The 24,096-nt window shown below is 67.0% G+C and carries 25 protein-coding genes; 15 read left to right on the plus strand and 10 right to left on the minus strand.

Features of this window, described 5'->3' with window-relative positions; genetic code table 11:
- The first annotated feature begins 63 nt into the window (after positions 1–63).
- Both WV31_RS08030 and WV31_RS08035 read left to right on the plus strand, forming a co-directional pair.
- Positions 64–1,281, plus strand: a complete 1,218-nt coding sequence (locus tag WV31_RS08030; RefSeq protein ID WP_085373063.1) for a glycerate kinase type-2 family protein — start codon at positions 64–66, stop codon at positions 1,279–1,281.
- Positions 1,278–2,201: an AEC family transporter gene (locus tag WV31_RS08035; protein ID WP_085373064.1), complete on the plus strand. Its 924-nt coding sequence runs from the start codon at positions 1,278–1,280 to the stop codon at positions 2,199–2,201. The genes WV31_RS08030 and WV31_RS08035 overlap by 4 nt, the downstream gene beginning before the upstream one ends.
- On the opposite strand, the gene WV31_RS08040 is transcribed toward WV31_RS08035, so the two are convergent.
- Complete coding sequence (locus tag WV31_RS08040; protein WP_237051542.1) at positions 2,185–2,982, minus strand: MBL fold metallo-hydrolase; 798 nt, start codon at positions 2,980–2,982, stop codon at positions 2,185–2,187. The genes WV31_RS08035 and WV31_RS08040 overlap by 17 nt on opposite strands.
- Before the next feature lie 91 nt (positions 2,983–3,073).
- Between WV31_RS08040 and WV31_RS08045 the strand changes: the two genes are divergently transcribed.
- The 6 genes from WV31_RS08045 to WV31_RS08070 all read left to right on the plus strand — a co-directional run bounded on the left by WV31_RS08045 (position 3,074) and on the right by WV31_RS08070 (position 9,542).
- A complete protein-coding gene (locus tag WV31_RS08045) occupies positions 3,074–4,513 on the plus strand; it encodes a sigma-54-dependent transcriptional regulator (RefSeq protein ID WP_085373065.1) in 1,440 nt (479 codons plus the stop codon).
- Positions 4,513–5,847 carry a sensor histidine kinase gene (locus tag WV31_RS08050; RefSeq protein WP_085373066.1) on the plus strand — a complete coding sequence of 445 codons (1,335 nt, stop codon included), beginning with the start codon at positions 4,513–4,515 and terminating at the stop codon, positions 5,845–5,847. The genes WV31_RS08045 and WV31_RS08050 overlap by 1 nt, the downstream gene beginning before the upstream one ends.
- 85 nt (positions 5,848–5,932) lie before the next feature.
- Positions 5,933–6,991, plus strand: coding sequence for an SGNH/GDSL hydrolase family protein (locus tag WV31_RS08055; RefSeq protein WP_085373067.1), 1,059 nt, complete (start codon positions 5,933–5,935; stop codon positions 6,989–6,991).
- 35 nt (positions 6,992–7,026) lie between these two features.
- Positions 7,027–7,881 carry a ChbG/HpnK family deacetylase gene (locus tag WV31_RS08060; RefSeq protein WP_085373068.1) on the plus strand — a complete coding sequence of 285 codons (855 nt, stop codon included), beginning with the start codon at positions 7,027–7,029 and terminating at the stop codon, positions 7,879–7,881.
- Positions 7,882–7,999: 118 nt separating this feature from the next.
- The gene (locus tag WV31_RS08065) at positions 8,000–9,160 is read left to right on the plus strand and encodes an MFS transporter (RefSeq protein ID WP_085373069.1); all 1,161 of its coding nucleotides are present in this window, start codon (positions 8,000–8,002) and stop codon (positions 9,158–9,160) included.
- Positions 9,161–9,230: 70 nt separating this feature from the next.
- Positions 9,231–9,542 (plus strand): acyltransferase, encoded by a 312-nt coding sequence (locus tag WV31_RS08070; RefSeq protein ID WP_237051543.1) that lies wholly within the window; start codon positions 9,231–9,233, stop codon positions 9,540–9,542.
- On the opposite strand, the gene chrA is transcribed toward WV31_RS08070, so the two are convergent.
- Entirely contained in the window at positions 9,525–10,883 is a 1,359-nt protein-coding gene (gene chrA / locus WV31_RS08075) for a chromate efflux transporter (RefSeq protein WP_085373071.1), read from the minus strand. The genes WV31_RS08070 and chrA overlap by 18 nt on opposite strands.
- Positions 10,864–13,278, minus strand: a complete 2,415-nt coding sequence (locus tag WV31_RS08080) for an EAL domain-containing protein (RefSeq protein ID WP_237051544.1) — start codon at positions 13,276–13,278, stop codon at positions 10,864–10,866. Before WV31_RS08080 ends, chrA begins: the two co-directional genes overlap by 20 nt.
- Positions 13,279–13,591: 313 nt before the next feature.
- On the opposite strand from WV31_RS08080, the gene WV31_RS08085 reads away from it, so the two are divergent.
- Positions 13,592–14,176, plus strand: a complete 585-nt coding sequence (locus tag WV31_RS08085) for a DUF2478 domain-containing protein (RefSeq protein ID WP_085373073.1) — start codon at positions 13,592–13,594, stop codon at positions 14,174–14,176.
- Here the strand turns inward: WV31_RS08085 and WV31_RS08090 are convergent.
- The 3 genes from WV31_RS08090 to WV31_RS08100 all read right to left on the minus strand — a co-directional run bounded on the left by WV31_RS08090 (position 14,173) and on the right by WV31_RS08100 (position 16,763).
- Positions 14,173–15,075: a helix-turn-helix transcriptional regulator gene (locus WV31_RS08090; RefSeq protein ID WP_085373074.1), complete on the minus strand. Its 903-nt coding sequence runs from the start codon at positions 15,073–15,075 to the stop codon at positions 14,173–14,175. The genes WV31_RS08085 and WV31_RS08090 overlap by 4 nt on opposite strands.
- Positions 15,076–15,237: 162 nt before the next feature.
- The gene (locus WV31_RS08095; protein WP_085373075.1) at positions 15,238–15,705 is read right to left on the minus strand and encodes a helix-turn-helix domain-containing protein; all 468 of its coding nucleotides are present in this window, start codon (positions 15,703–15,705) and stop codon (positions 15,238–15,240) included.
- A gap of 125 nt (positions 15,706–15,830) precedes the next feature.
- A complete protein-coding gene (locus tag WV31_RS08100) occupies positions 15,831–16,763 on the minus strand; it encodes a LysR family transcriptional regulator (protein WP_085373076.1) in 933 nt (310 codons plus the stop codon).
- Positions 16,764–16,867: 104 nt separating this feature from the next.
- On the opposite strand from WV31_RS08100, the gene WV31_RS08105 reads away from it, so the two are divergent.
- The 4 genes from WV31_RS08105 to WV31_RS08120 all read left to right on the plus strand — a co-directional run bounded on the left by WV31_RS08105 (position 16,868) and on the right by WV31_RS08120 (position 18,512).
- On the plus strand, positions 16,868–17,473 hold the full coding sequence (locus tag WV31_RS08105; protein ID WP_085373077.1) for a GNAT family N-acetyltransferase: 606 nt from the start codon (positions 16,868–16,870) through the stop codon (positions 17,471–17,473).
- A 6-nt stretch (positions 17,474–17,479) separates the two neighbouring features.
- Entirely contained in the window at positions 17,480–17,908 is a 429-nt protein-coding gene (locus WV31_RS08110; protein ID WP_085373078.1) for a ribbon-helix-helix domain-containing protein, read from the plus strand.
- Positions 17,909–17,931: 23 nt separating this feature from the next.
- Entirely contained in the window at positions 17,932–18,120 is a 189-nt protein-coding gene (locus WV31_RS08115; RefSeq protein WP_085373079.1) for a hypothetical protein, read from the plus strand.
- 80 nt (positions 18,121–18,200) lie between these two features.
- Entirely contained in the window at positions 18,201–18,512 is a 312-nt protein-coding gene (locus tag WV31_RS08120; RefSeq protein ID WP_085373080.1) for a hypothetical protein, read from the plus strand.
- A 2-nt stretch (positions 18,513–18,514) separates the two neighbouring features.
- Here the strand turns inward: WV31_RS08120 and WV31_RS08125 are convergent, their stop codons facing one another.
- Both WV31_RS08125 and WV31_RS08130 read right to left on the minus strand, forming a co-directional pair.
- Positions 18,515–19,918, minus strand: coding sequence for a homospermidine synthase (locus WV31_RS08125; RefSeq protein WP_085373081.1), 1,404 nt, complete (start codon positions 19,916–19,918; stop codon positions 18,515–18,517).
- A 378-nt stretch (positions 19,919–20,296) separates the two neighbouring features.
- The gene (locus WV31_RS08130) at positions 20,297–21,184 is read right to left on the minus strand and encodes a LysR family transcriptional regulator (protein ID WP_085375525.1); all 888 of its coding nucleotides are present in this window, start codon (positions 21,182–21,184) and stop codon (positions 20,297–20,299) included.
- Between the two features lie 107 nt (positions 21,185–21,291).
- Here WV31_RS08130 and WV31_RS08135 point away from each other — a divergent pair, with 107 nt between their 5' ends.
- Both WV31_RS08135 and WV31_RS08140 read left to right on the plus strand, forming a co-directional pair.
- Complete coding sequence (locus WV31_RS08135; protein WP_085373082.1) at positions 21,292–22,458, plus strand: YbfB/YjiJ family MFS transporter; 1,167 nt, start codon at positions 21,292–21,294, stop codon at positions 22,456–22,458.
- Positions 22,452–23,156: a molybdate ABC transporter substrate-binding protein gene (locus WV31_RS08140; RefSeq protein ID WP_085373083.1), complete on the plus strand. Its 705-nt coding sequence runs from the start codon at positions 22,452–22,454 to the stop codon at positions 23,154–23,156. The genes WV31_RS08135 and WV31_RS08140 overlap by 7 nt, the downstream gene beginning before the upstream one ends.
- Here the strand turns inward: WV31_RS08140 and WV31_RS08145 are convergent.
- Positions 23,119–23,373 carry a GIY-YIG nuclease family protein gene (locus WV31_RS08145; RefSeq protein WP_085373084.1) on the minus strand — a complete coding sequence of 85 codons (255 nt, stop codon included), beginning with the start codon at positions 23,371–23,373 and terminating at the stop codon, positions 23,119–23,121. The two genes, WV31_RS08140 and WV31_RS08145, sit on opposite strands and share 38 nt — an antisense overlap.
- Complete coding sequence (locus WV31_RS08150; protein ID WP_085373085.1) at positions 23,370–24,002, minus strand: LysE family translocator; 633 nt, start codon at positions 24,000–24,002, stop codon at positions 23,370–23,372. The genes WV31_RS08145 and WV31_RS08150 overlap by 4 nt, the downstream gene beginning before the upstream one ends.
- Between the last annotated feature and the right edge of the window lie 94 nt (positions 24,003–24,096).

Raw genomic sequence — 24,096 nt, forward strand, 5'->3', positions numbered from 1 at the left:
TACTGGTGCGACCATTGAGCCCGGAATGGGAAAGGGAGTCCAGTGACGAACATCCTGCGACGCATGTTCGAAGCGGCGGTCGAAGCGGCCCGCCCCTCGGTCTGCCTGCCACCCGTCCTGCCCGCCCCACCCACCGGAAGAACCCTGGTGATCGGGGCCGGCAAGGCCGCCGCCGCCATGGCCCGCGCCGTCGAGGACCACTGGCCGGGACCGCTGTCGGGACTGGTGGTCACCCGCTACGGCCATTGCGTTCCCACAAGGCGCATTGAGGTGGCCGAGGCCGCCCATCCGGTCCCCGACGCGGCCGGTGAGACGGCGGCCGGGCGCATGATCGAGCTGCTGAAAGGCCTCGGCCCCGATGATCTGGTGCTGTGCCTGATCTCGGGCGGCGGTTCCGCCCTGCTGGCCCGCCCCGCCCCCGGCATCACCCTGGCGGAGAAGCAGGCCCTGACCTCGGCCCTGTTGCGCTCGGGCGCTGCCATCGGCGAGATCAATTGCGTGCGCAAGCACCTCTCGGCGGTCAAGGGCGGGCGCCTCGCCGCGCTGGCCGCGCCGGCCCGGCTGGTGACGCTGGCCATTTCCGACGTGCCCGGCGACGACCCCTCGGTGATCGCGTCGGGCCCCACCGTCGCCGACCCCACCACCCTGGCCGAGGCGCGCGCCGTGCTGGCCAAGTACGGCATCACCCCCTCGCCCGCCATTGCGGCGCGCCTGAACGATTCGGCGTCCGAGACGCCCAAGCACTTGCCGGGCAGTGAATACCGCCTGATCGCCACGCCGCAGCGCTCGCTGGAGGCCGCCGCCCTGGTGGCGGCGCGGGCCGGCTATTATCCGCTGCTGCTGGGCGATTGCCTGGAGGGCGAGGCTCGCGAAATGGCCAAGGTGATGGCCGGAATGGTCAAATCCATCCGCGCCCACCAGCAGCCGGCCCCCGCTCCGGCGGTGATCCTGTCGGGCGGCGAGGCGACCGTCACCCTGCGCGGCCAGGGTAAGGGCGGCCCCAACGCCGAATTCGCCCTGGCACTTGCCCTGGCGCTCAAGGATTGCGCCGGTGTGGACGCCATCGCCTGCGACACCGACGGCATCGACGGCTCCGAGGACAATGCCGGCGCCGTCATCGCGCCCGACACGCTGGTGCGGGCCACAGCCTTGGGGATCACCCCGGAATCGTATCTGAGCAACAACGATTCATACGGATTTTTCAAGACGTTGGGTGATCTTGTTCAGATCGGGCCGACGCTCACCAACGTCAATGATTTCCGGGCGATCCTGGTCCGATGACCCTGCCCTTCGACACCTCCCTGGCCATGAAGCTGGTGCCCCTTTACCTGCTGGTGGGCATCGGCTTCGCGCTGGGCCGGTTCGGCGGGGTCAAGGGCCAGGACCTGGGCCGCCTCGCCTTGTTCGTGCTGTCGCCCGCCGTGGTGTTCAAGGGATTCGTCAGCGCCGACCTCAAGGGCGCGCTGCTCATTCTCCCCTTCGCGGTGTTCGGCCTGTGCTCGGGCATCGCGCTCCTGACCGCGCCGGTGGCGGGGCGTTTCTGGCGCGACGGACGCGAGCGCATGGCCGCCTTTACCGGCGGCACCGGCAATACCGGCTTCTTCGGCATCCCCGCCTGCCTCGCTTTGGCGGGCCCCGAATCCCTGCCCTACGTGGTGATGGTGTCGTTCGGGGCCACCGCCTACGAGAATTCGGTGGGCTTCTATACCGTCGCCCGGGCCGAGGCCTCGGTGGGAGGCGCCATCGTCCGGGTGCTGAAATATCCCGGCCTGCACGCCTGCTGGATCGGGGCCGCCCTCAACCTCAGCGGCACGAAGGTGCCGGTAGCGGCGATGCAGGCGGTGGACCTGCTGTCGGGCGGCTTCGTGCCGGTGGGCATGATGATCGTTGGGCTGGGGCTGGCCCAGATCCGAAGCCTGCGCCTGGACCTGGGCTTCACCGCCTTTACCTTCGCGGTCAAGTTCGCCCTCTGGCCGGCCCTGGCTCTGGCCTTCATCGCGGTGGACCGTGCCTGGCTGCACGTCTTCGGCCGGGTCGGGCACCAGGTGCTGCTGATCGAATCCCTGGTGCCGCTGGCCGCCGTCACCGTGGTGCACGCCACCCTTCGCAACATCCACCCCGACCGCGCCGCCATCGCCGTGGCGGCCAGCACCCTGTTCGCCCTGGTCTGGCTGCCGCTGGTGTTCAGCCGGTTCGGCTGATCACCATCTTGCGCCCATGGTCCGGCCGACGATAGACGCCCGGCACCTCCTTGACCTTCAGCGAGGCCTCGAACATACGGGGATCGCAGGAATTGTCGGCGAACATGTCCCAGTGGCACGGAATGGCCTGGGCCGGTCCCACCCGGCGCACCAGTTCTGCCGCCTCCCAGTGGGATAGGTTGGCGTAGCCGCCGTTGATGGGCAGGCAGATGGCGTCGGGCTTGTGTTTGGCCCCCGCTTCCGCCAGCAGGTCGCACCAGGCGGTATCGCCGGTGATCCACAGGCCGGGCCCGCCGTCAACCCGGATGACAAAGCCCATATGGGTGAGGTCGCCGGCATCGGTAGGCAGGGCGAAAGTGCCGGTGATCGCCAGATCGCCCAGGCCGATCTCGTGATTGGGCCAGGTCAGACTCCGCTGGCTTTCGCTCACCTTGGCGGCGACGAACACCGCCTGGGTGTCGCCCGGCCCGGCGAAGGCCTTGACCCGGCCGCTGCACGCGCAGGGGCACAGGGTCTCGGGATCGGCGTGATCCCGGTGCGAGTGCGTGCAGAGCAACAGATCGGCCTGTAATTCCTCGGGCGTCACCAGGATGGGAACCCGCCGGTCGACATCGAGACCACGCCGCGACGGATGGCAGGAATTGGAAAGGTAGGGATCGACGGCCAGCACCAGACCGGCCGGCGACTTCACCATCCAGCCGTTCTGGCCCAGGAACCACAGGGCCAGCGTACCCTTGTCCACCGTGGCCGCCGCGATTTCCGCCATCAAACCGGTCATCATCCATCCATTCTGGTAATTGGTTGACCACTGGTGGTCCTGGGCTCAAGAATACCGCTCCGCCACGTCGAAGGCCACAGGAGCCAATCCGGACATGACCACCTTGCCGATCATCCTGGTGGTGGACGACGAGAAGCAGTCCCAGGAAGCCCTGCGCCGGGTGCTGGCCGACGAGTTCCGGGTACTGACCGCGTCCACCGCCGAGGAGGCGGAGGACTTGCTGGAGCAGGAGATGGTCCACGCCATTTTGTGCGACCAGCGCATGCCGGGCATCCAGGGGGTGGAATTCCTGAAGACGGTGCGCAACCGCTGGCCCGACCCGGTGCGCATGATCATCTCGGGCTATTCCGAGGCCGAGGACATCATCGCCGGCGTCAACGAGGCGGGTATCTACCAGTACATCACCAAGCCGTGGGAGCCGGACGAACTGGTCCAGACCCTGCACGGCGCGCTCAGGCTCTACGACCTGCAGCTGGAAAGTGCCCAGGCCAGCCTGGACCTCAAGGTCCCCCAGGCGGCCTTGCAGAAATCCATCGCCAGCAAGACCGGCACGCTCAAGCGCCAGCACCATTTCGACGGCATCATCCATGCCCCCGATTCGCCGCTGGCCGAGGTGATCGAGATGGCGCGCAAGGTGTCGTCCTTCGACATCTCGGTGCTGATCACCGGCGAATCGGGTACCGGCAAGGAATTGCTGGCCCGCGCCATCCACTACAACAGCCCCCGCGGCAACAAGCCCTTCGTGGTGGAGAATTGCGGCGCACTTCCCGACCAGTTGCTGGAATCCGAGCTGTTCGGCTGCAAGAAGGGTGCCTTCACCGGCGCCTACGAGGATCGTATCGGCCTGTTCGAGCAGGCCTCGGGCGGCACCATCTTCCTCGACGAGATCGGCGAGACCTCGCCCGCCTTCCAGGTCAAGCTGCTGCGCGTGCTCCAGGAAGGCGAAATCCGCCCGCTGGGGGCGCGCCTCACCCGCAAGGTAGACGTGCGCGTCATCGCCGCCACCAACCGCAACCTGGAAGAAGAGGTGCGCGGCGGCCACTTCCGCCGCGACCTGTTCTACCGCCTGGCCGCCTTCCCCATCCACCTCCCCCCCTTGCGCGAACGCCCCATGGACGTGCCCATGCTGGCCGAGAGGCTGCTGGGCGACACCGCCAAGGGCTTCGGGCGGCCCAACCTGCGCTTCGGCCCCGATTCCATGGCCCAGATGCGGAACTACGACTGGCCGGGCAACGTGCGCGAACTGCAAAACGAGATTCAGCGCATGGTGGCCCTGGCCGAAGGCGGGGTGATGGGGCCGGACCTGCTGAGCCCCCGTCTGCGCTCGCGCGTTTGCCCCGCCGGCCGCGCCCTGGCCGATCACGGTGAACCGGGCACGCTGAAGGAGCAGGTGGAGGCGCTGGAGGCCCGCCTGCTGGCCGAATCCCTGGCCCGGCACCGCTGGAACATCACCCGCGTGGCCGAGGAGACCGGGCTGTCCCGCGTCGGCCTGCGTGCCAAGCTGCGCCGCTACGGCCTGGAGCGCGACGGCTGATGGCCAATTACAGCGACCCCCGCCCCTCCTCGGCCTACGATTTCGCCGGCGGCTATGATCCCGACATGGCGGCCGCTCAGGAAACCGCCTGGATCGAGGTCATCCGCAAGATGGAGGAGGTCTATTCCGACCTCATCTCCTACGAGGTGGAGCTGGAGGAGAAGAACACCGCGCTCGAGGAAGCCCAGCGCTTCATCAATTCGGTGCTGTCGGCGGTCTCCGACATCCTGATCGTCTGCGACCAGTCGGGGCGCATCCAGCAGGTGAACCTCGCCTTCATCCAGCTGACCGGATTCGCCGAGGTGGACCTGTATGAACGCCCCCTGGACGAATTGCTGGCCGAGGGCACGGGCAATCTGCGCCTGTTCAGCTGGATCGATTCGGTGGAAGGGCGCGACCGCGAGGTGCGTTTCCGCTCGTCCGAAGGGGGGCTCACCGAACCGGTGGCGCTGTCTTGCGCCACCCGCCTGGACCATCGCGGCCTGCCGGCCGGCATCGTGCTCACGGGGCGCCCGGTGGGCGAGCTGCGCCGCGCCTACGAGGCGCTGAAGACCGCCCAGGCCCAGCTGATCCAGCAGGAGAAGATGGCCTCGCTGGGCCGCCTGATCGCCGGGGTGGCGCACGAGCTGAACAACCCCATCAGCTTCGTCTACGGCAACGTCCACGCCCTGTCCAAATATTCGGCCCGCATCTCCGCCTACCTGGACGCCATCCACGGCGGCTGCGACGAGGCCGAGCGCGAAGCCTTGCGCGCCAGCTTGCGCATCGACGCCACCCTGGCCGACCTGCCGGGCCTGATGGAGGGCACCGCCGAGGGGGCCCAGCGGGTGGCCGACATCGTGCGCAGCCTGAAACGCCTGTCGTTCTCGGCCGGGGGCAAGCCGGAAGTCTTCGATCTGGGCGAGATCGTCGCCAAGGCGGTACAGTGGTCGGCTTCCGGCAAGAAGGGATTGGCCACCATCGAATTGGACCTGCCGGACAGCCTGAACGTGCGCGGCAATCCCGGCCAGTTGCATCAGGTCATCGTCAACCTGATCGAGAACGCCCAGGATGCGGTCTCGTCGCGCGCCGACGGGTGCATCCGGGTGGCGGCCAAGGCCGAAGCCGGCGGCGTCACCCTGGTCATCGAGGACAACGGCCCCGGCATTCCTCCCGACATCGCCACCAAGGTGTTCGACCCCTTCTTCACCACCAAGCCGGTGGGCAAGGGAACGGGCTTGGGTTTATGGATTTCTTACGGCATCATCCGCGACCACGGCGGAACGCTGGATGCCGGCACCTCACCCATGGGCGGCGCCCGCTTCGTCATCAGCCTGCCCGCCGCCGGATCGTAAAGACAGGAGTCCGTGATTGCCCCCAAGGCGTCGTAACAGGAGTGGCGGAATCGTCAGCAATATCCTGCTCCTTTTCACATCGGTCGTGCTGTTCCTGGGACTGGCCGAGGCCGCCGCCTGGATGATCAGCCCGCCGCCCAAACCCGGCCTGCCCAAGGGCATGTTCGACGTGGGACCGGACGGCTACTGGCGCATGAGTCCCGGCTTCCAGGGGGTCATGGACAACCGCGTCGATTTCACCAACGCGGTCGCCACCGCCGATTCCGAGGGCCGGCGCATCGTGCCCGCCGCCCCGAAATCGGCGGAACGCCGCCTGCTGGTCCTGGGCGACAGCCAGGCCTTCGGCCACGGCCTGTCCGACGCAGAATCCTGGCCCAACCGGCTGCAGGAAGCGCTGAACCACCGGGGACTCGGCGTGGCGGTCAGCAATCTCGCCGTGCCGGCCATCAACATCGACCAGTATCTGGTGCGGATGAAGGTGATGGCCCCCACCCTGACCCCCAACGACACCGTGCTGGTGGCGCTGAGCTGGAACGACGTCATCACCCCGCCCTCGGCCCAGGATTCCAACCGCATCGTCGAGGGCTATCTGGTCAGCGGCGCGGCCGGCGGCGACGAGTCCGCCGCCAGGGCGCGGGTAAGGTTCTACGACTTCACCGGCGTGCTGGTGCCCCAGTTCCAGGACGTCAAGACGTTCCTCGATGCTCTCAGCCAGTCCTCGGCCCTGGTCGGGGTGCTCTATCCCCGGGCCAAGGCGATTTATTACCGCCTGCGCTCCCACTCACCGGTGACCGATCTGGTGGCCGCCGGCGTGCCCGAGGCCAATTTCCTGATGATCCGCCAAATGTCCGAGATTGCGGCCTCGCGCGGAAGCCGCATGGTGGTGGTCCTGCTGCCCGAACGGATGTTCTTCGAGGACGAGGCCTTCGCCCTCTATTCCGTGAATGGCCGCGACTTTCCCACCGCCGACTACCAGGAGGCACTGGCCCGCCCCCATTGCCAGACGCATGCCGTCCAATGCCTCAACGCCTTTCCCTTGTTGCATGACCATTACCGCGAAGGCCTGGTCTTCCCGGTAGACGGTCATTACAACGCCCGGGGCGCGGCGCTGATCGGGGGGTGGCTGGCCGGCGAGCTGTACTGATTGCGCGCCGACGCCAGCCTCTCTATCCTGCCGCCATGCCACGCGAAAAAGCCGCCATCACCCTTTGCGCCGACGATTACGGGCTGGCCCCGGGCCTGGGGTTCGCCATCCGCGCCCTGATCAGCCAAGGCCGCCTGCAGGCCACCGGCTGCATGACCGGATCCGCCTTCTGGCCGGACGAGGCCGAATTGCTCAAGCCGCTGGAAGGCCGCGCCCAGTTCGGCGTCCACCTGACGCTGACCGACCACCGGCCGCTGGGGGACATGCCGTCCCTGGTGCCCGAGGGCCGGCTGCCCTCCATCGGGACCATGGTCAAGCGCGCCGTATCCCGCCGCCTCGACCGGGCCGAGATCGCCGCCGAGCTGGAGCGGCAGGTCGACGCCTTCGAAGCCCATATGGGCCGCCCGCCCGACTTCCTCGACGGCCATCATCACGTCCACCAATTGCCCATCATCCGCGACGTGGTGGTGGATCTGTGGCGCCGCCGTCTCAAGCAAAGCGGCGGCTGGGTCCGGTCGTGCTGGGAAAATCCGCTGGCCATCGCCCGGCGCGGAATCGATCCGGTCAGGGCCACCATCATTTCCCTGCTGGGCATCGGCCTGAGAATGCGCATGCGGGCCGAGGGCATCCCGCACAACCGCAGCTTCCGCGGCGTCTACGACTTTTCCGGCAAGGTTCCCTATGCCGAGCTGTTTGGCATCTTCACCGAGTCCCCCGGACCGGGAACCCTGGTGATGTGCCATCCCGGCCAGGTGGACGAGCCCTTGCGCGCCTGCGAGTGGATGACCGACCAGCGCGAAGTGGAGTGGCGCTTTCTGGAATCCGATGCCTGCGCCCTGTCGCTGGCCGATCGCGGCATCACCCTGGCGGCCCGGCCGGACCGTCAATGACCGTTCCGGCCCTTCTTTGTCATCCTGAGCACTGCGAAGGATCTTTCACCCTCGATCCTCGCCGCCCTTGCCTGAAAGCCCCTTCGCCTGCGGCTCAGGGTGACTGCATGGAGCCGGCATGAGTCCCCGCTCCGCCAGCCTGCGGCTGGGCGCCTATTACGCCGCCCTGTTCGTGGCGGTCGGCATTCATATCCCCTTCTGGCCGCTGTGGCTGCAGGACCGGGGGCTGTCGGCCTCGGAGATCGGCTGGGTGGCCGCCGCCGGATACCTGACCCGCATCCTGGCCAGCCCGGTGATCGGCCATCTGGCCGACCACGGCGGTGAACGCCGCCAGCTCATGATCCGCCTTGCCGTTGCCGCAGGACTGGTGTGGCTGCTGCTCCCCCTGGCCGGAACCTTCTGGCCCATCCTGGCCTTAAGCGTGATCACCACCTTCCCCTTCGCCGGTCTTCTGCCCCTGGGCGATACTCTGGCCATGATGGTGGTGGCACGCCATGGCCTGGATTACGGCCGAGCCCGTCTGTGGGGGTCGCTGGCCTTCATCCTGGCCGCCACCATGCTGGGCAAAACCCTGGAATCCTGGCCGATAACGGCACTGCCCTGGCTGATGAGTGTGGCTTTGCTGTTGACCGCCGCCTCATGCCTGGGCCTGCCCAACCTCAAGGTGCCGCGTCACGAAGGCAAGCCGCCATCCCTGCGTCCGGTGCTGTTCAACCCTCTGTTCCTGCTGTTTGTGGGGAGCGCCGCGCTCAACCAGATGGCCCATACCGTCTATTATGCCTTCGCCAGCATCCACTGGAAGGCCGCCGGCCTGTCGGACATGGCCATCGGCCTGCTGTGGTCGGAAGGCGTGGTGGCCGAGATCGTGCTGTTCGCCGTCAGCAACCGGGTGGTGGCGCGCTTCGGCCCGGCCGCCCTGCTGCTGGCCGCCGCCTTGGGCGGTGTCGTGCGCTGGCTGGTGCTGGGCTCGACCGCCTCCGTTCCCCTGGTGGCTCTGGCCCAACTGCTGCACGCCGCCACCTTCGGCTGCGCCCATCTGGGCGCCATCCACTTCATCGCCCGCGCCGTTCCCCAGAGCCTGTCGGCCCGCACCCAGGGCGTGTTCGCCGCCATCGCGGTCGGGCTGGCGCCGGGACTGATCACGCCGTTCAGCGGCCGGCTTTACGAAAGCCTGGGCGGCGGCTCGTTCCTGGCCATGGCCGGACTGTCGGCCCTGTCCGCCCTGCTGGCCTGGGCGCTGATGCGCCGCTGGACGCCGGCGGAACAAATCGTCACCTGAAACGCTTCCCACGCAGGGAACCCGTAGAGTAGGATCGGGACGGGGAAGTATCAGTGGCGAGTCATTGGGGATGAGCGGAAAAGACAAGACGGTCGCGCAGATGTCGCGATCGGAACTGATGGATCTGTTGAAGCGTTTCGCCGGCCTGCCGCCGCCTTCGGGCTATGATCAGGACGACTGGGACGACTGGCTGGTGGCATCCGTGCTGTTGCGCTGCCGCCGCGATGCCGGCGATGACGTCGCCGGAGCCGCCAACGCCATCAAGATGCTGGCGCCGCTCAAGTTCTTTCCCCAGCTCCTGCCCCATCTGGAAGACCAGCTGGGGCGCGGCCTGACCGCCGAGGAACTGGAACCCGCCGTCGCCCTACGGAAAAAGAAGTAGCTTCCACGCGATGCCGGACAGCCCGGCAGCCAGCAGGGTCGGTATCATGCCGATGCCGAGCCGCAGCATGGCGATGGCGGCGGCCAGGGCCAGGCCCAACGCCGCCGGGTCCAGGCTGTTGGGATCGGGGGCGAACACTCGCAACGGTCCGACGCGCTTCTCCTCGATAGTGGCGAACAGCACGTGCAGGGCGAACCATAGCCCCAGATTGAAGATCACCCCGACCACGGCGGCGGTGATGGCGGCCAGGGCGCCGGACAGCGCCCGATAGCCGCGCAGAACCTCCACATAGGGGGCTCCGCCCAGAATCCACAGGAAACAGGGCATGAAGGTGACCCAGACGGTCAGCGTCGCCCCCAGGACTCCCCCCAGCCAGGGATCGAGGCCGCCGGGATTGCGGAATCCGGCCAGGAAGCCCACGAACTGGTTGACCAGGATCAGCGGCCCCGGCGTGGTCTCGGCCAGGCCCAGGCCGTCCAGCATCTCGGGCGCCGCCAGCCAGCCATGGACCTCCACCGCCTGCTGCGCCACATAGGCCAGCACCGCATAGGCGCCGCCGAAGGTCACCACCGCCATCTTGGAAAAGAACAGGCCGATGGCCCCGAAGGCGCCCCCGCCCCAGGCCATGGCCGCCCCCACCGGGGCCAGCCACAGAACCAGGCAGATAGCGGCCGTCAGGATGGCGCGGCGGCGGTCCGGCCGGGTGTGCAGGGCTCCCTGGTCGAGGATCCGGTCGGCGGCTCCCGCCGGCGTGGCCGCTGCCCCGGCGGGCAGGAAGGACTCCCGCCCCGCCCTCGCCGCCATGAAGCCCCAGAGCCCGGCCGCCAGCACGATCAGCGGAAACGGCAGATCGCCGAAAAAGATGCCGGCAAAGGCCACCACCGCGATGGCGACCTTCTCCGCCGAGCGGAGCGCCCGGCGGCCGATGCGCAGCACCGCCTCGATCACCACGGCCAGCACCGCCGGCTTGATGCCGTAGAACAGCCCCTCCACCAGGGGAACCTGGTGAAAGCCCGCGTACAAGGCGGCCAGGCCCATCATCACCAGGAAACCGGGCAGCACGAACAAGGTGCCGGCCACCACGCCGCCCCATGTCCGGTGCAGCAGCCAGCCGATATAGGTGGCGAGCTGCTGGGCCTCGGGACCGGGCAGCAGCATGCAGAAGTTCAGGGCGTGGAGGAAGCGGGCCTCTCCCACCCACTTCTTCTCTTCCACCAGAATGCGGTGCATGGTGGCGATCTGCCCGGCCGGGCCGCCGAAACTGAGCAGGCCGATGCGCAGCCAGACCCGCAGGGCCTCGCCGAACCGGGGATGGGCAGCGTCAACCTGGGATGACGGCATGGCTGGCGGGCGCTCCGGTCATGAAGATGCCGGCCAATTCGGCGCTCATGGGCTTGGCGATGTAATACCCCTGAATCTCGTCGCATTCCTGGGTTCCGAGAATGCTCAGCTGATCCAGATCCTCGATGCCCTCGGCAACCACCTTCAGACCCAGGGAATGGGCAATGCCGATAATGGAGGAGACCAGCATCATGTCGCGCGAATCCCGCGCGATGTCGCGTACGAAAGAGCGGTCGATTTTCAAGGTGTTGACCGGCAGGCGCTTCAGATAGCTGAGAGAGGAATAGCCGGTTCCGAAATCGTCGATGGCGAGCATCACGCCTAAAGCGCGCAGCCGCTGCATCACCTCGCGCTGATCCACCGCCAGATCGATGACGAAGCTTTCGGTGATTTCCAGCTCCAGATGGTCGGCGGGAAATCCAGTGTCCTCCAAAACCCTCCGCACCTGGTCGGGGAGCGCGTCAACCGAGAAGTTGACGCCCGAAAGATTGACCGCCATGGTCACGTCATGCCCCTGATCCAGCCAGATCCGCCCCTGCCGGCAGGCCTGGCGCATCACCAGCAGGTCGATGCGGTCGACCAGATGCATCTCCTCGGCCAGGGGGATGAAATCCAGGGGTGAAATCATGCCCAGGCTGGGATGCTGCCAGCGGACCAACGCCTCGAACCCCGTGATGCGGTCGTCGGCGAGGTTCTTCTTCGGCTGGTAGTGAACGTGGAACTGCTCCTCCTCCACCGCCTGGCGCAGCGCCATCTCCAACTCGAGGCGATGCTCCTCGCGCTTGGTCATCTCGGCCGAGTAGAAGTTGAAGCGCCCCTTTCCGGCGGCCTTGGCCTGATACATGGCGGTATCGGCCTGCTTCAGCAACTCGTCGCCGCTCCGCCCGTCATCGGGGAACAGGCTGATGCCGATGCTGGTGCCGATGAACACCTCGCGCCCTTCGATGGCGATGGGCGCCCGCAAGGCCGCCAAAATCTTCTCGGCGACCAAGGCGGCATCCCCGGCCGAGGAAATCTCGTCCAGGATGACCGTGAACTCGTCGCCGCCCAACCGGGCGATGGTGTCGGTCATGCGCACGCAGCCGCGCAGCCGGACGGCTACTTCCTTCAGCAACTCGTCGCCGGCGCGATGGCCCATGGTGTCGTTGACCTTCTTGAAGCCGTCGAGGTCGAGGAACAGCAGGGCCGCCTGCCGATCATGGCGCAGCGCGTGAACCACGGCGCGCTCCAGGCGATCCTGGAACAGCACCCGGTTGGGCAGGTCGGTCAGCACATCGTAATGGGCAAGACGCAGAATATGGCGCTGGGCCTCCACCTGCTCGGTGATGTCGCTGAAACTGCCGATGAAGTACCGGATGGCCCCGGCGGCGTCGTAGACGGCGACGATACTTTCCCAGGCGACGAAGACCCGGCCGTCCTTGCGGCGGTTCCAGATCTCACCCTGCCAGCGGCCATCGCGGTAGATGGCCTGCCACATCTCCTTGTAGAAATCCGCGTCGTGATGGTCCGAGCGGATGATGCGCGGATTGCCGCCGACCACCTCGGCCTCGCCATAGCCCGTCAACTCGGTGAACATGGGGTTGATCCGCAGAATCCGTCCCCGCGGATCGGTAATGATGGTTGCTTCCATGGCGTTGCGGAACACATGGGCCGCCAGGCGGGTCTCCTCGTCGGCCAGGGCTTTCTCCTTCAGCCGCCGGGCGGTCCGCCGGCCGATCAGACCGATGCCGAGCACGCCGACCAGCCAAAAGCCGCCATGGGACACCGCCAGGGCGCGGATGGTCTGGGCCTCCACCTCGAGATACGGCTCCATGGGGACCGAAACCCCCACCGCGCCACGGACCGAGCCGTTGGGAAAGCCCAGGTGGCCGTGGCACTTCTGGCAGCTTTCCTCCATGATGAACGGCTTGATCAGGCGCAGATACGGCTTGCCGTCCAGCGCCGAGACCTCGAGCTTCTCCTTGAGCCGTCCCGCCGAGAACTGCCGGATGGCCTCGGCCTCCCAGGCATCGGCCTCGTTGTTGGGATTGAGGTAGACGATGCCGACGATCCGGCCCTTGATGCCGTAATCCTCGCCGTAATCGGCCATCATCTCGCGCAGCATGTAGGCCGGATTCATCAGGGTCAGCAGGCGCCCATCATTGGCGACGATGTCGCGGTCGGGCAGATGGGACATCCAGGGACTGGGCGGCGTCTTCTCGGACGGCTCCACATACACGCCGCCATGACCCGACGCCCAGCGCCGGTAGGCCAGATCCTTGTTGAAGGCGGAACGGGCGGTATTGAGGGCCAGCTCGAAGGTGGTGTCCTTCTGGTGGCCGATGTTCCACCACAAGGACAGGCCCAGCAATACGGTCCAGAGCAGCACCGCCCCCGCGCCGTAGCGAATCACCATATCCATAATCCGCCGGCCCTCGGTCGCCGGAAGAGCGCCGATACCATCGTCGGAACGCTGGTCAGAGGACGCGGCGGCCATTCAGCCGTTACCTCCGCAACCCTCATACGCCTTCGGCAACGGCAGCATGCTCACCCTCATGGTCTTCACCGCTCCGCCCCCATTGTTCAATGGCGCCCAGGCAATCACAAGGCTGAACACTGCATAATGCCTGAATAATCGTATTTTCGGCCTATCCAGCAAGGCAGGTGTCGCCATCCGCCGCAATGTGATACACCTGATGAGAGAACCGATCGGAAGCCAGTGAATCCTCATGGCAGAAGACCCTATCGAGATTCCGCTCAAAGTCGGCGTCATCGTCCGGCCGGCCGAGGCCGCCGCCACGGATTCCATGGAGGGGTTCGCCCGCATTCTCCAGGGCCAGGGCTATCACATCCGCGGACTGGTCCAGCGCAATTCTCCGTCGCCGACCTCGTGCGCCTGTACCATGACGCTGGTGGATCTGGAGAACGGAGAGGAATTCCGCATCAGCCAGGATCTGGGAAGCGGCTCCACCTGCTGCCGGGTCGACACCCGGGCGGTGGCCGAGGCCACATCGGTGCTGCGCCGGGCCATGGCGGGGGAAACCGACCTGCTGATCGTCAACAAGTTCGGCAAGCTGGAAGCCCAGGGCCGGGGCATGATCGATGAAATGCTGGCCGCCGTCAGTTGCGGCATCCCGCTGCTGACCTCGGTGGAAGCGCCGCTGCTCGAATATTGGCGGGAACTCACCGGCGGATTGGCCCAAGAGCTGAGTCCGGGCTGCGGCGCCCTGATGCGCTGGTGGGATACCGTCCGGCCGCGCGGCGTACCGCGCTCGTCACGGCTGCTGCGCCCCGCCCAGACGGCCGAGGCCTAGCCGTTCCAGCGGATGGCGCCGATTCCCGAAATGTCATAGCCCCCCAGGGTCTCGGCCCGGCGGGCGAATTCCATGGTGCGGGTAAAGGCCAGCAGTGCCTGGATAGGCGGCTCGAAATAGGCGCGCCGGTCCACCGCCAGGTCGAAACGCTCGCGGTGCAGGGGCACGAAATCCAATTTCAGGCTCTTGGCCACCGAGGCGACGGCCAAACCGGCATCGGCGGCGCCTTCCAGAATGGCCAGGCCCACATCGGTCTCGCTGCGCACCGGCACCTTGGCGGTGACCAGGGTGTCCGGGGCAATGCCGGCCTCGGCCAGCAGGCGGTCCAGCAACAGCCGGCTGCCCGCCCCCTCCTGGCGCAGCACCACGCGGGCCTTGGCCGCCGCCAGATCGCCCAGCGAGGCAATGCCCAGCGGATTGCCCGACGCCACCACCAGCCCCTGCTGGCGCCACGCCCATTCGATCAGCACCACGTTGCGCTCGGCCAGAACGTCCTGGACCTGGGGCAGGTTGTAGGTTCCGCTGTCGGGATCAAGGAGGTGGATGCCGGCCACCGCCGCCTCGCCGGCGGCCAACTGGCGCAAACCATCCATGGATGATCCCGGCAGCATGGCCAATCCCCCGCCCACTTCGCGCAGGCACCATTCCAGCAAGGGGTCGTGGCTGCCGGCCACCACCATGGGCGCCGGCCCCTGGCGGGGAGCGTCCGAAGGCGACGCGCTGTTGCGCTTCAGCCAGGCATCGATCTCACCCTTGGGAAACAACCATTTGCCGGTCACCCTGGTGCAGGGAATCCGCCGCTCCTTCAGCAACTCGTACACCTTGCGCTCCTTGATGCGCAGGTAGCGGGCCACCTGATGGGTGTCCATCATCTCGGGAAAGTCTTGGGCGTCATCCATGGGGCGGAGGCTTGCGTTACGGAGGGAACGGCGCGGTGCGTCGAGAATGGCTCGGGTCGCGTCGATTGACAAGAACCCACGGGGCCGGTCGGCCGCCGAAGCGCCGAAACGAATACGGCCGGGGCATGCCCCGGCCGCATTTCTCACTCATGCCGAAAGGCTTTATTCGGTGCCGGCGACGGCAGCCAGAGCCTTGGCCAGTTCATAGACCCGCTTGCGGACCTGAGGATCGGTGATGTTGTAGTAGGCGCGGACCAGTTCCAGCGTCTCGCGCTTGGTCATGGGGTCGGCTTCGAAGGTCGCCGGCTCTTCCGACAGGCCGACCGAACCCTTGATGATGTTGACCGGGCTTTGGGCCTGGACGCCATCGGCCATGTCGTCGAAGAAGTAGGACACCGGCACGTCGAGAACGCGCGACAGGTCGAACAGGCGCGAAGCACCGATGCGGTTGGCGCCGCGCTCGTACTTCTGGACCTGCTGGAAGGTCAGGCCGATGGCCTCCCCCAGCTTTTCCTGGCTCATGCCCAACAGGGTCCGGCGCAGGCGCATGCGGCCGCCAACATGGACGTCCACCGGGTTGGGGGCTCCGCTCTCCAGCCGCCCCCGGGTCGATACATTTCGCTTCGCCAAAACAACACCCCTAATTGAGTGAGAAACATGACCGCATTCTAACCGACGCGGATGCAAACGCAACCGTTTTTAGTATGCAGCTGAATACCAGGGTATGCAGATCCCGCAGTGCAGCAATTCCGGCATCACTTTTCCCGGTACCACGCCGAACTGGTGAACATTCCGGCCAGCAGGTCGTACAGTTCGCGAACCGAAGGCTCGCGCAGGGTGTCTTCGTGCGACACCAGCCACAGCGACACCGCCAGGGAGGGCGACTCCACGTCAACCGCCTCCAGCTTATGCTCGTAGAGTGTTGAATAGTCTGGAAGAAGCGAGATTCCCTCCCCTCCCAGCAAAGGGCGCTGAAGCTTGGGCGTATTGGCGGCGACGCTCACCCCCTCGCCTTGCTTGCTGGCCACCAGGCCGTTCCAGGCGTCCAGGCCGCGAATGGCGCGGTAGATGCCGATGTCGAGAAGCGGCAGTTGCGCCAGATCGTCGAAGTTGGAGATCCCCCGCACTTCGTGCAGGAAATCCCGGCTGGCCACCGGAACGAAGTTCATGGTTCCCACGCGCCGCACATGCACGGCGCCGCCCACCTTGGGGAGGTCCCCCGGCGACGTCGCCATGACGGAGATGTCGGCCTTGGCCGGCGCGGTGGTAAACGCCAGTTTCGGCAGTTCGCTCCTCACCAGGCTGCGGTCGAGCGGCAATTCGTGCTTGTCCTGGCCCATCAGGGCGGGAATCAGGGTGTAGGTCAGCAACCCCTCGCTGGCGGCCACCGTCACCTTGGGGCTTTGAAAGCTGGTCAGGCCCTGCATGGCGCCTTCGAAGTCGTCGGCCAGCGCCGCCATGGCCCGGGCCCGCGCCAGCAGGGCCTCGCCCGCCGGCGTCGGCGACGCCCCCGACTTGCGCCGGGTGAACAGGGGCCGCCCGATGGCGGCCTCCATGTTGCCGATCCGGCGGCTGACCGTGGTCTGGTCGATTCCCATGGCCGCAGCGGCCGCGGCGAAGCTCTTGTGCTCGGCGCAGGCGATGATCAGCCGGACATCGTTCCAGTCATGCAGGCGAAACTGACCCATGCCCTCTCGCAACACCCCTCGGTATTCACATTTCACGGCATACCGTAACACCGCGCATCTCTGCAAGATAGCCCCCAACGAGTTTCTTGCATGGAGGCGCACCGATGACGACACAGATCAGTAACGGTAGCAAGGTCACCAGCGCGTCGGTTACCGTGAAGATCGCCCGGACTCCGGACGAATTCGCCATGGCCATGGCCGTTCGCGCTGCGGTTTTCCTCGCCGAAGAGGACAACATCACCTATTTCGACGAATTCAACGGCAACGATTACGTGGCCACCCACCTGATCGCCTTCGTGGACGGCGATCCGGCCGGCGTGATCCGGGTCCGCTGGTTCGCCGATTTCGCCCTTCTCGAGCGGGTCGGCATCCGCAAGCGCTACCGGTCCTATCAGGTCCTGGCCTCGCTGGCCCGTGCCGCCCTGGAACTGGCCCGCCAGAAGGGCTTCCGCATCGCCGCCGGGCGCGCCCGGCTGGAGACGGTCAATTTCTGGAAGCGCTTCGGCGGCCGCCAGTCGGGCGAAGCGATCAGCATGTACCGCGGCACCCTGGTGCCCATCGTCCACGACATTCCGCGCCGCCCCGACCTGGGCAGCATCCAGGCCGGTCCGTTCGGCGACCCGGATTTCGAATCGCTGATCGTCCAGCAGGAAGGCAACTGGGACTTCAGCAAGCTCAAGGCCCCCGTCCACCTTTCGGCCGCGGAGTAGCCCGCCATGAATTGGCAAGACCGTCAGGGCATGATCGCCGACCTCAACCTGCGCATCGAGTTGAAGCGCTTGGCCGACAAGGCGTTCGACCGTGACGACGGCCCGCTGATGGCGATCCTCGAGGTCGCCATCAACACCCTGGACGAGCGTCTGGCCGACCCGGAAGCCTATGCGCGGGAAGAGACGCCGCGCAAGCGGCCGGTCACGCTGATCTGCCGCAACGTCCGCATCAAGGGCAAGCGCACCAGCGTCAAGCTCGAGAACGAGTTCTGGCAGGCTTTGGAACTGATGGCCGGCGAAGCTCACTGCACCATCGACGATCTGTGCGACGCCGCGCGGCGCCGGTTCGAGGCCAGCAGCCTGACCTCGGCGATCCGCGTCTTCGTACTGAACAGCAACATGGCCAGCCAGCCCAGCCAGCTGGTTCCGGCCTGATCCGACACAGGGAGCCCCATCCCATGATCACCACCGGAAAAGGCCCGTCAGGCCTGCCCAACCCCGCCGCAGCAGCCCAGATCGCCCGTCTGCTCGAAGACCTCGCCCAGGAAGCCCGCCTGATGGGCTTCGGCGGCCTGGCCGAATCCATCGCCTCGGTCGGCATCGAGGCCAGCGAGGAGGCCCGCCACGCCAGCCGCCTGAAAATGTAATTCGCCGCCATTTGCATCGAAGATTGCGGACGGCTATCCTCTGGCGCCCGGCTGACGCCGGGAGCCAGAAGGTGAAAAGCATGAAACTCGTCGCGGTCGTGTCGCTGCTGCTGTTCCTGGGCGCTTGCGCCGAGGTCACAACCTTTCGCCGCCCCGACGGTTCCACCTACCATCACGTCAATTGCGGCAATACCCTGAAGCTGGAATCCTGCCGTCACGCCGCCGAGCGGACCTGCCCCAAGGGCTATGCCCGCATGCACGTCGCCACCATCGGCGATATTTCCCCCGCCCAGCGCTGCGCCACGGAAAACCAGGAAAGGCGCGACAACGGCGAGCCGGAACGGACGTGTCCGCCCGCGACCCAAACCGACAGCTTCTTCGTCTGCCGTTAGGTTCAGATCACCCGGACGTTCTTGAACTGCCAGGGATCCGAAGTATCCAGATCCTCGGCGAACAGCGCGCCGCGGCCGTCCAGCGGCGTCCAGTCGGTGTAGACGCCCACCACCGGGCCGAGATACGGCCGGGCGATTTCCAGAATACGCTGGAAGTCGATCTCGTCGGGCTCGACGATACCCCGCATGGGGTTCTCCAGCGCCCAGATCATGCCGGCCAGCACCGTGGCGGTGACCTGCAGGCTGGTGGCGCTGTTGTGGGGCGCCAGTTCGCGCGCCTCGGCGATGGACAGCTGCGAGCCGTACCAATAGGCGCCCTTGGCGTGGCCGGCGATCAGCACGCCAAGTTCGTCGATGCCGCTGACCAGTTCCTTGACCATCAGGCGCTGCTTCGACGGCATCGCCCAATTCTTGCCCGCCAGTTCGTGCAGGGACAGCACGGCGGCGTCGCAGGGGTGATAGGCGTAATGCACCGTCGGGCGGTAGGTGATCCGCTCTGCGTCCCTCAGCGTGAAGTAATCGGCGATGGAGATGGATTCGTTGTGGGTGATGAGGAAGCCGTGGAAGGCCCCTTCCACCGGCGTCCAGGTGCGCACCTTCTGGCTGGCGCCCGGCTTCAGCAGGTAGATGGCCGCATCGCCGCCGAATTCGTGGCGGCGGCCGTCGGCGGGCATCTCCTTCTCGTGGGTGCCCCAACCCAGCTCGGCCGGCTGGCAACCCTCGCCGACGAAGCCGTCGATGGACCAGGTATTGACGAATTCGTCCGGTCCCTTGGGTACCGTGCCCTGCTGGGTGTCGCGCTCGGCGATATGGATCACCTTGACGCCCAGGCGCGACGCCAGCTCGCCCCAGCCCTGCCGGTCCTTGGGGATATCGTTGCCCAGGCCGGTATCGGCGGCGATGTTCAGAAGCGCCTGCTTGACGAAGTGGGACACCAGGCCGGGATTGGCGCCATGGGTGACCAGCGCCGTGGGCGCCGGGCCGCCGACCCTGAGACGCAGCATCTCCTCGCGCAGCGCGTAATTGGTGCGCAAGGACGGCGACAGGCTGGGATCGGTATAGCCGCCGGCCCAGGGTTCGATGCAGGTGTCCTGATACAGCACGCCGAGATCGCGGCACAGCTCGACCAGCGCGGTCGACGACACATCCACCGAAAGATTCAGCAGGAAGTCGCCCTTGCGCAGCATGGGAGTCAGACGGTCGCGGAAATCGTCCTTGGTCAGCGGCTTGTTGATGAATTGGATGCCGTATTCGGCGGCGACCTCGCGGCCGCGTTCGCAAGCGGTGATGATGGTGATTTGGGCCGGTTCGATCTCGATATGGCGCAGGATGAGGGGCAGAATGCCCTGGCCGATGCTGCCGCAGCCGATGATGACCAAACGGCCCCTGAAGACAATGGTGCGCATAGCGGTACTCCCCTTACCTCGGCTTGGCCCGGCTTCGACCCCGGGACCTGACTACATCAACAACGCTCCTGTCCACGGGCTCCGCGAGGCGCCCGCGTTCGACGACAACGGCGGCAAGCGACCGGACCTCCGGCCGCGACACCGCCGTCACATACTGGTACAGATTTCCGGGATGAAGCCCATCTTGTGGGTCACGAACATGTCCACCTCCCTTTCGGGCGCCGCCAAAGAACCCGGCGGCTCTTCCAAAAAGGACGCGTCCGTCGTTGCATAACCGACGAGGGCCATAGGCACGTACGTGTGCGTCACTGTGGGGTATATACCCGCCCTCTTACCGCGATGCAATACCCGTTGGATCAAGGGAGTAACGGATAATCCCTACTCGGCGGCCTGCGCCTGGGCCAACCCATGGCGCACATGGTCGAGAAAGGCCGACTGGGCGCTGGAAACGAAGGAATCCCGGCGCCGCACGTACACCGTGTCCACCAGGGCCTCGTCGGGCGGCAGGGTGTGAATGCCCACCGGCCGGCCGCGCCACACCCGCTCCACCATCCGCCGGGGCAGCAAGGTGATGCCCATGCCGGCGGCGACGCAGCCGAAAATGGCCTCCAGCGTGCCGAATTCCAGCAGCCTGAGGCCCACCACGCCGCGCCGGGCCAGGATGTCCTCCAGCCGCTGGCGGTAGGAACAGCCCAGGCGCAGCACCACGATGCGCAGGCCCGCCAGCCCCGCCGACCAGTCCAGCCGCCCGATGGACGGCGCGGTCAGCACCACCAGCTCCTCGCGGAACACCGTCTCCTCCACCAGATCGGGATGACTGACCGGACCGCAGACGAAGGCGCCCTCCAGGCGGCGTTCCAGCACATGCTCCACGGATTCGCGGGTGGTGCCGCCGCGGATGGACAGGTCCACCCTGGGCCAGCGCTCGACGAAGGTGGTCAGCAGTGGCGCCAGATGCATGGACAGGGTGGTTTCCAGCGAGCCGATCACCAGATCGCCGGACGGCTCGCCCAAATCGCCCACCGCCCGGCGAGCGTCCTTCAGCAGACTGATCACCTGCAGCGCGTAGGGCATCAGGCGGCGCCCGGCGGCGGTCAGGGTCACGCCGCGCGAATGCCGCTCGAACAGCTCGGTGCCCAGTTGCTCCTCGAGCACGCGGATGCGGGCGGTGACGTTGGACTGAACGGTGTTCAGCTCGGCCGCCGCCCGGCTCATGCCGCCCAGGCGGGCCACCGACTCGAATACCCGAAGATCGCTGGCATCCATGACGCCCCCCGAATCCATCTCAATGCGTGATGGATATTATCACATCAAATCGTTTCAAATGAATACGGCGGAGGCATAGGGTTGGCGCGGCTTCAAAGGAGCGAGCGATGCCCCGTCCCGGTCCCTGGCGATCCACTGTCTCGGCCCTGCTCGCCAATCTGGTGGGAATCGGCCTGGCCCGCTTCGCCTATTCGCCGCTGATCCCCGCTTTGGTGGCGGAGGGCTGGTTCTCCGCCTCCTCCGCCGCCTATCTGGGGGCCGCCAATCTGGCCGGTTACCTCGCCGGGGCGCTTTCGGCCCGCAGCCTGGGGCGGCGCCTGGGGCCCGCCGTGGCGTTGAGAATCATGATGGCCGTCATCGCGCTGTCCTTCCTGCTGTGCGCCCATCCCGTGGCCTTTTCCTGGTTCTTCGTCTGGCGCTTCGCCTCTGGCTTGGCGGGCGGCGTGATCATGGTCCTGGCCGCCACCCTGGTGCTGCCCCATGTCCCGGACTCGCGGCGCGGGCTGGCCGGGGGGCTGATCTTCGCCGGCGTCGGGCTGGGGGCCGTGGCATCCTCGATCCTGCTGCCGCCCTTGCTGGCCCAGGGCATGGCCGTCACCTGGATCGTGCTCGGCCTCTTGTGCCTGGTCTTCACCCTGGCGGCGTGGCGCGGCTGGCCCGATGACTCGGTGCCGCCCGCCGGGCATCAGGTTGCCCTGCCCCGTGATTTCCGCCTGCGCGCCCTGATGGGCATCTACGCGCTGAACGCCTTCGGGCTGGTGCCGCACATGGTGTTCCTGGTGGATCTGGTGGCACGCGGCCTTGACCTGGGAATCGGCAGGGGAGCCGCCGTCTGGCTGCTGTTCGGCCTGGGGGCCTCGGTCGGACCGGTGGTATTGGGCCGGCTCGGCGACCGCTTCGGATTCGGCGCCGTCCTCAGGGCCGCCCTGGCGACGCAGGCGGCGGTGGTCGCCCTGGCCTCAACCACCAGCGAAGTTGGCTGGCTGGGATTGTCCGGCTTCATCATGGGCGGATTCACACCCGGCGTGGTGCCCGTGGTCCTCGGCCGGGTGCGGGAATTGCTGCCCGGCGATTTCGGCGCGCAGCGCGCCGCCTGGAGCCGCACCACCGCTGCCTTCGCCCTGGGGCAGGCGGCGGGCGCCTACGGCCTGGCCTGGACGTTTTCCGCCAGCGGCGGGGCCTATGCCCTGCTGTTCGTCCTGGGCGCCGCCGCCCTGGCTCTGGCCCTGGCCACCGAGCTCATCGTCTTTCGTGAAAGGACCGTCTCATGCTGAATATTCTGGCGACCCAAGCGGTGACCGAAGCCTTGAACGCCCTGGCCCCCCAATTGGAGGAAATGGCGGGGGAGCCCCTTTGCCTGTCCTACGGGACATCGGGCGGTCAGGCGGCCCGGCTCAGGGCCGGCGAGCCGGCGGACCTGATTATGGTGGCCGAAGGGACACTGAAGGGATTGGCCCAGTCCGGTCTGGTCGATCCCTCGTCCTGCCGCCCCACCGCCCGTGCCGGTCTGGGCATCAGCGTGCGCGAAGGCGCTCCCCACCCCGACATCGCCAGTCCCGAGGCGTTCCGTCAGGCCATGCTGGACGCCGCCTCCATCGCCTATCCCGATCCGGCCGACGGCGGGGCCAGCGGCATTCACTTCGCGGCGATCCTCGACCGATTGGGCATCGCCGAAATGGTCCGGCCCCGGTCCATCCTGGTCAAGGCCGGGGGCGAATGCGGCCATGAAGTGGCCGAGGGCAAGGCGGAACTGGCGGTCCAGATGATCAGCGAATTGCTGCCGGTGGCCGGAACCGAGCTGGTCGGGCCGTTCCCCGCGGCATTGCAGAACATCATCACCTTCTCGTCCGGAATCGTGACGGGCAGCCGCAATGCCGAAGCCGTCCGACGGCTGATCGCCGCCCTCGGCGCCTCGCGGTTCCACGACACCTTCGTCAGGACGGGGCTGGAGCCGATTTCAGCGCCCGCTTGAAGGCGCGGTCGCGCTTGATGGCCGCCTCGCGCCGAAGGGCATCGCCATGGGGCAGCGGGCCTTCCACATGGGCCAGCCGCCAGGGCCCGCGCCCCCGGGTGAACTTGGCCCCCTCGCCCGCATTGTGCCGGGCGAGGCGGTCTTCCACGTCCAGGGCGATACCGGTATAGGCGGTATCGGCGCCGTTCAACAGGACATATACGAACCAGTCCTTCATCGGTCGAGGATCAGCTTGGCGCCGAGCGCCACGAACACCCCGCCGGCCAGCCGGTCGAGCCACAGCCCGGCCCGGCCATGGCGGCCCAGCCAGCCGCCCAGCGAGCCGGCGAACCAGCCGATCAGGCCGAACAGCACGCAGGCCTGGATTGTGAACAGCACGCCCAGCTGCGCCGTCTGCCATCCCGCCCCCCCTCTGTCGGCATCCACGAACTGGGGCAGGAAGGCCAGGAAGAACAGGATCACCTTGGGATTGATGGCGTTGGCCAGCAGGCCGCGGCGAAACAGCAGCCCCAAGGATTCATCGCCGCCCGCGCCGGCCTCGATGCGCATGGCCCCCGAGGAGCGCAGCGCCCCGATGCCCAGCCACACCAGATAGGCCCCGCCCGCCAGCTTCAAGCCGGTGAACAGCAGGGGCGAGGCGGCGATGGCGGCGCTGATGCCCAGCGCCGCCAAGGCGGTGTGGCTGAGACAGCCGAGCGCGCAGCCCAGGCCGAACGCCATGCCTTGACGCCGCCCCCGCGACAGCCCCAGCGACAGGATCATCAGATTGTCGGGACCCGGCGACAGCGTGACCAGCATGGCCGCCGCCAGAAAGCCCAGGATTTGGGAAAGATCAAGAATCGCCATACAGTTTCCCCTGTGTCTCCCCCCGGCTGTCACCCTGAGGCGAAGCCGAAGGGGCTTTCAGGCAGGAACGGCAACCGCTTCAGGCTGAAAGATC

This window comes from Magnetospirillum sp. ME-1 (assembly GCF_002105535.1).
Lineage (GTDB): Bacteria > Pseudomonadota > Alphaproteobacteria > Rhodospirillales > Magnetospirillaceae > Phaeospirillum.

Bases quoted from the DNA above. Each gene is read 5' to 3' on its own strand.
- WV31_RS08135 (WP_085373082.1), top strand. From the start codon at position 21,292: ATGCCCCGTCCCGGTCCCTGGCGATCCACTGTCTCGGCCCTGCTCGCC.
- WV31_RS08035 (WP_085373064.1), top strand. From the start codon at position 1,278: ATGACCCTGCCCTTCGACACCTCCCTGGCCATGAAGCTGGTGCCCCTT.
- WV31_RS08120 (WP_085373080.1), top strand. From the start codon at position 18,201: ATGAAACTCGTCGCGGTCGTGTCGCTGCTGCTGTTCCTGGGCGCTTGC.
- WV31_RS08145 (WP_085373084.1), bottom strand. From the start codon at position 23,373: ATGAAGGACTGGTTCGTATATGTCCTGTTGAACGGCGCCGATACCGCC.
- WV31_RS08100 (WP_085373076.1), bottom strand. From the start codon at position 16,763: ATGGGTCAGTTTCGCCTGCATGACTGGAACGATGTCCGGCTGATCATC.
- WV31_RS08045 (WP_085373065.1), top strand. From the start codon at position 3,074: ATGACCACCTTGCCGATCATCCTGGTGGTGGACGACGAGAAGCAGTCC.
- WV31_RS08105 (WP_085373077.1), top strand. From the start codon at position 16,868: ATGACGACACAGATCAGTAACGGTAGCAAGGTCACCAGCGCGTCGGTT.
- WV31_RS08115 (WP_085373079.1), top strand. From the start codon at position 17,932: ATGATCACCACCGGAAAAGGCCCGTCAGGCCTGCCCAACCCCGCCGCA.
- WV31_RS08080 (WP_237051544.1), bottom strand. From the start codon at position 13,278: ATGGTGATTCGCTACGGCGCGGGGGCGGTGCTGCTCTGGACCGTATTG.
- WV31_RS08070 (WP_237051543.1), top strand. From the start codon at position 9,231: ATGAGCGGAAAAGACAAGACGGTCGCGCAGATGTCGCGATCGGAACTG.
- WV31_RS08050 (WP_085373066.1), top strand. From the start codon at position 4,513: ATGGCCAATTACAGCGACCCCCGCCCCTCCTCGGCCTACGATTTCGCC.
- WV31_RS08110 (WP_085373078.1), top strand. From the start codon at position 17,480: ATGAATTGGCAAGACCGTCAGGGCATGATCGCCGACCTCAACCTGCGC.
- WV31_RS08090 (WP_085373074.1), bottom strand. From the start codon at position 15,075: ATGGATGACGCCCAAGACTTTCCCGAGATGATGGACACCCATCAGGTG.
- WV31_RS08065 (WP_085373069.1), top strand. From the start codon at position 8,000: ATGAGTCCCCGCTCCGCCAGCCTGCGGCTGGGCGCCTATTACGCCGCC.
- WV31_RS08130 (WP_085375525.1), bottom strand. From the start codon at position 21,184: ATGGATGCCAGCGATCTTCGGGTATTCGAGTCGGTGGCCCGCCTGGGC.
- WV31_RS08060 (WP_085373068.1), top strand. From the start codon at position 7,027: ATGCCACGCGAAAAAGCCGCCATCACCCTTTGCGCCGACGATTACGGG.
- WV31_RS08030 (WP_085373063.1), top strand. From the start codon at position 64: ATGTTCGAAGCGGCGGTCGAAGCGGCCCGCCCCTCGGTCTGCCTGCCA.
- WV31_RS08040 (WP_237051542.1), bottom strand. From the start codon at position 2,982: ATGATGACCGGTTTGATGGCGGAAATCGCGGCGGCCACGGTGGACAAG.
- WV31_RS08085 (WP_085373073.1), top strand. From the start codon at position 13,592: ATGGCAGAAGACCCTATCGAGATTCCGCTCAAAGTCGGCGTCATCGTC.
- chrA (WP_085373071.1), bottom strand. From the start codon at position 10,883: ATGCCGTCATCCCAGGTTGACGCTGCCCATCCCCGGTTCGGCGAGGCC.
- WV31_RS08140 (WP_085373083.1), top strand. From the start codon at position 22,452: ATGCTGAATATTCTGGCGACCCAAGCGGTGACCGAAGCCTTGAACGCC.
- WV31_RS08150 (WP_085373085.1), bottom strand. From the start codon at position 24,002: ATGGCGATTCTTGATCTTTCCCAAATCCTGGGCTTTCTGGCGGCGGCC.
- WV31_RS08125 (WP_085373081.1), bottom strand. From the start codon at position 19,918: ATGCGCACCATTGTCTTCAGGGGCCGTTTGGTCATCATCGGCTGCGGC.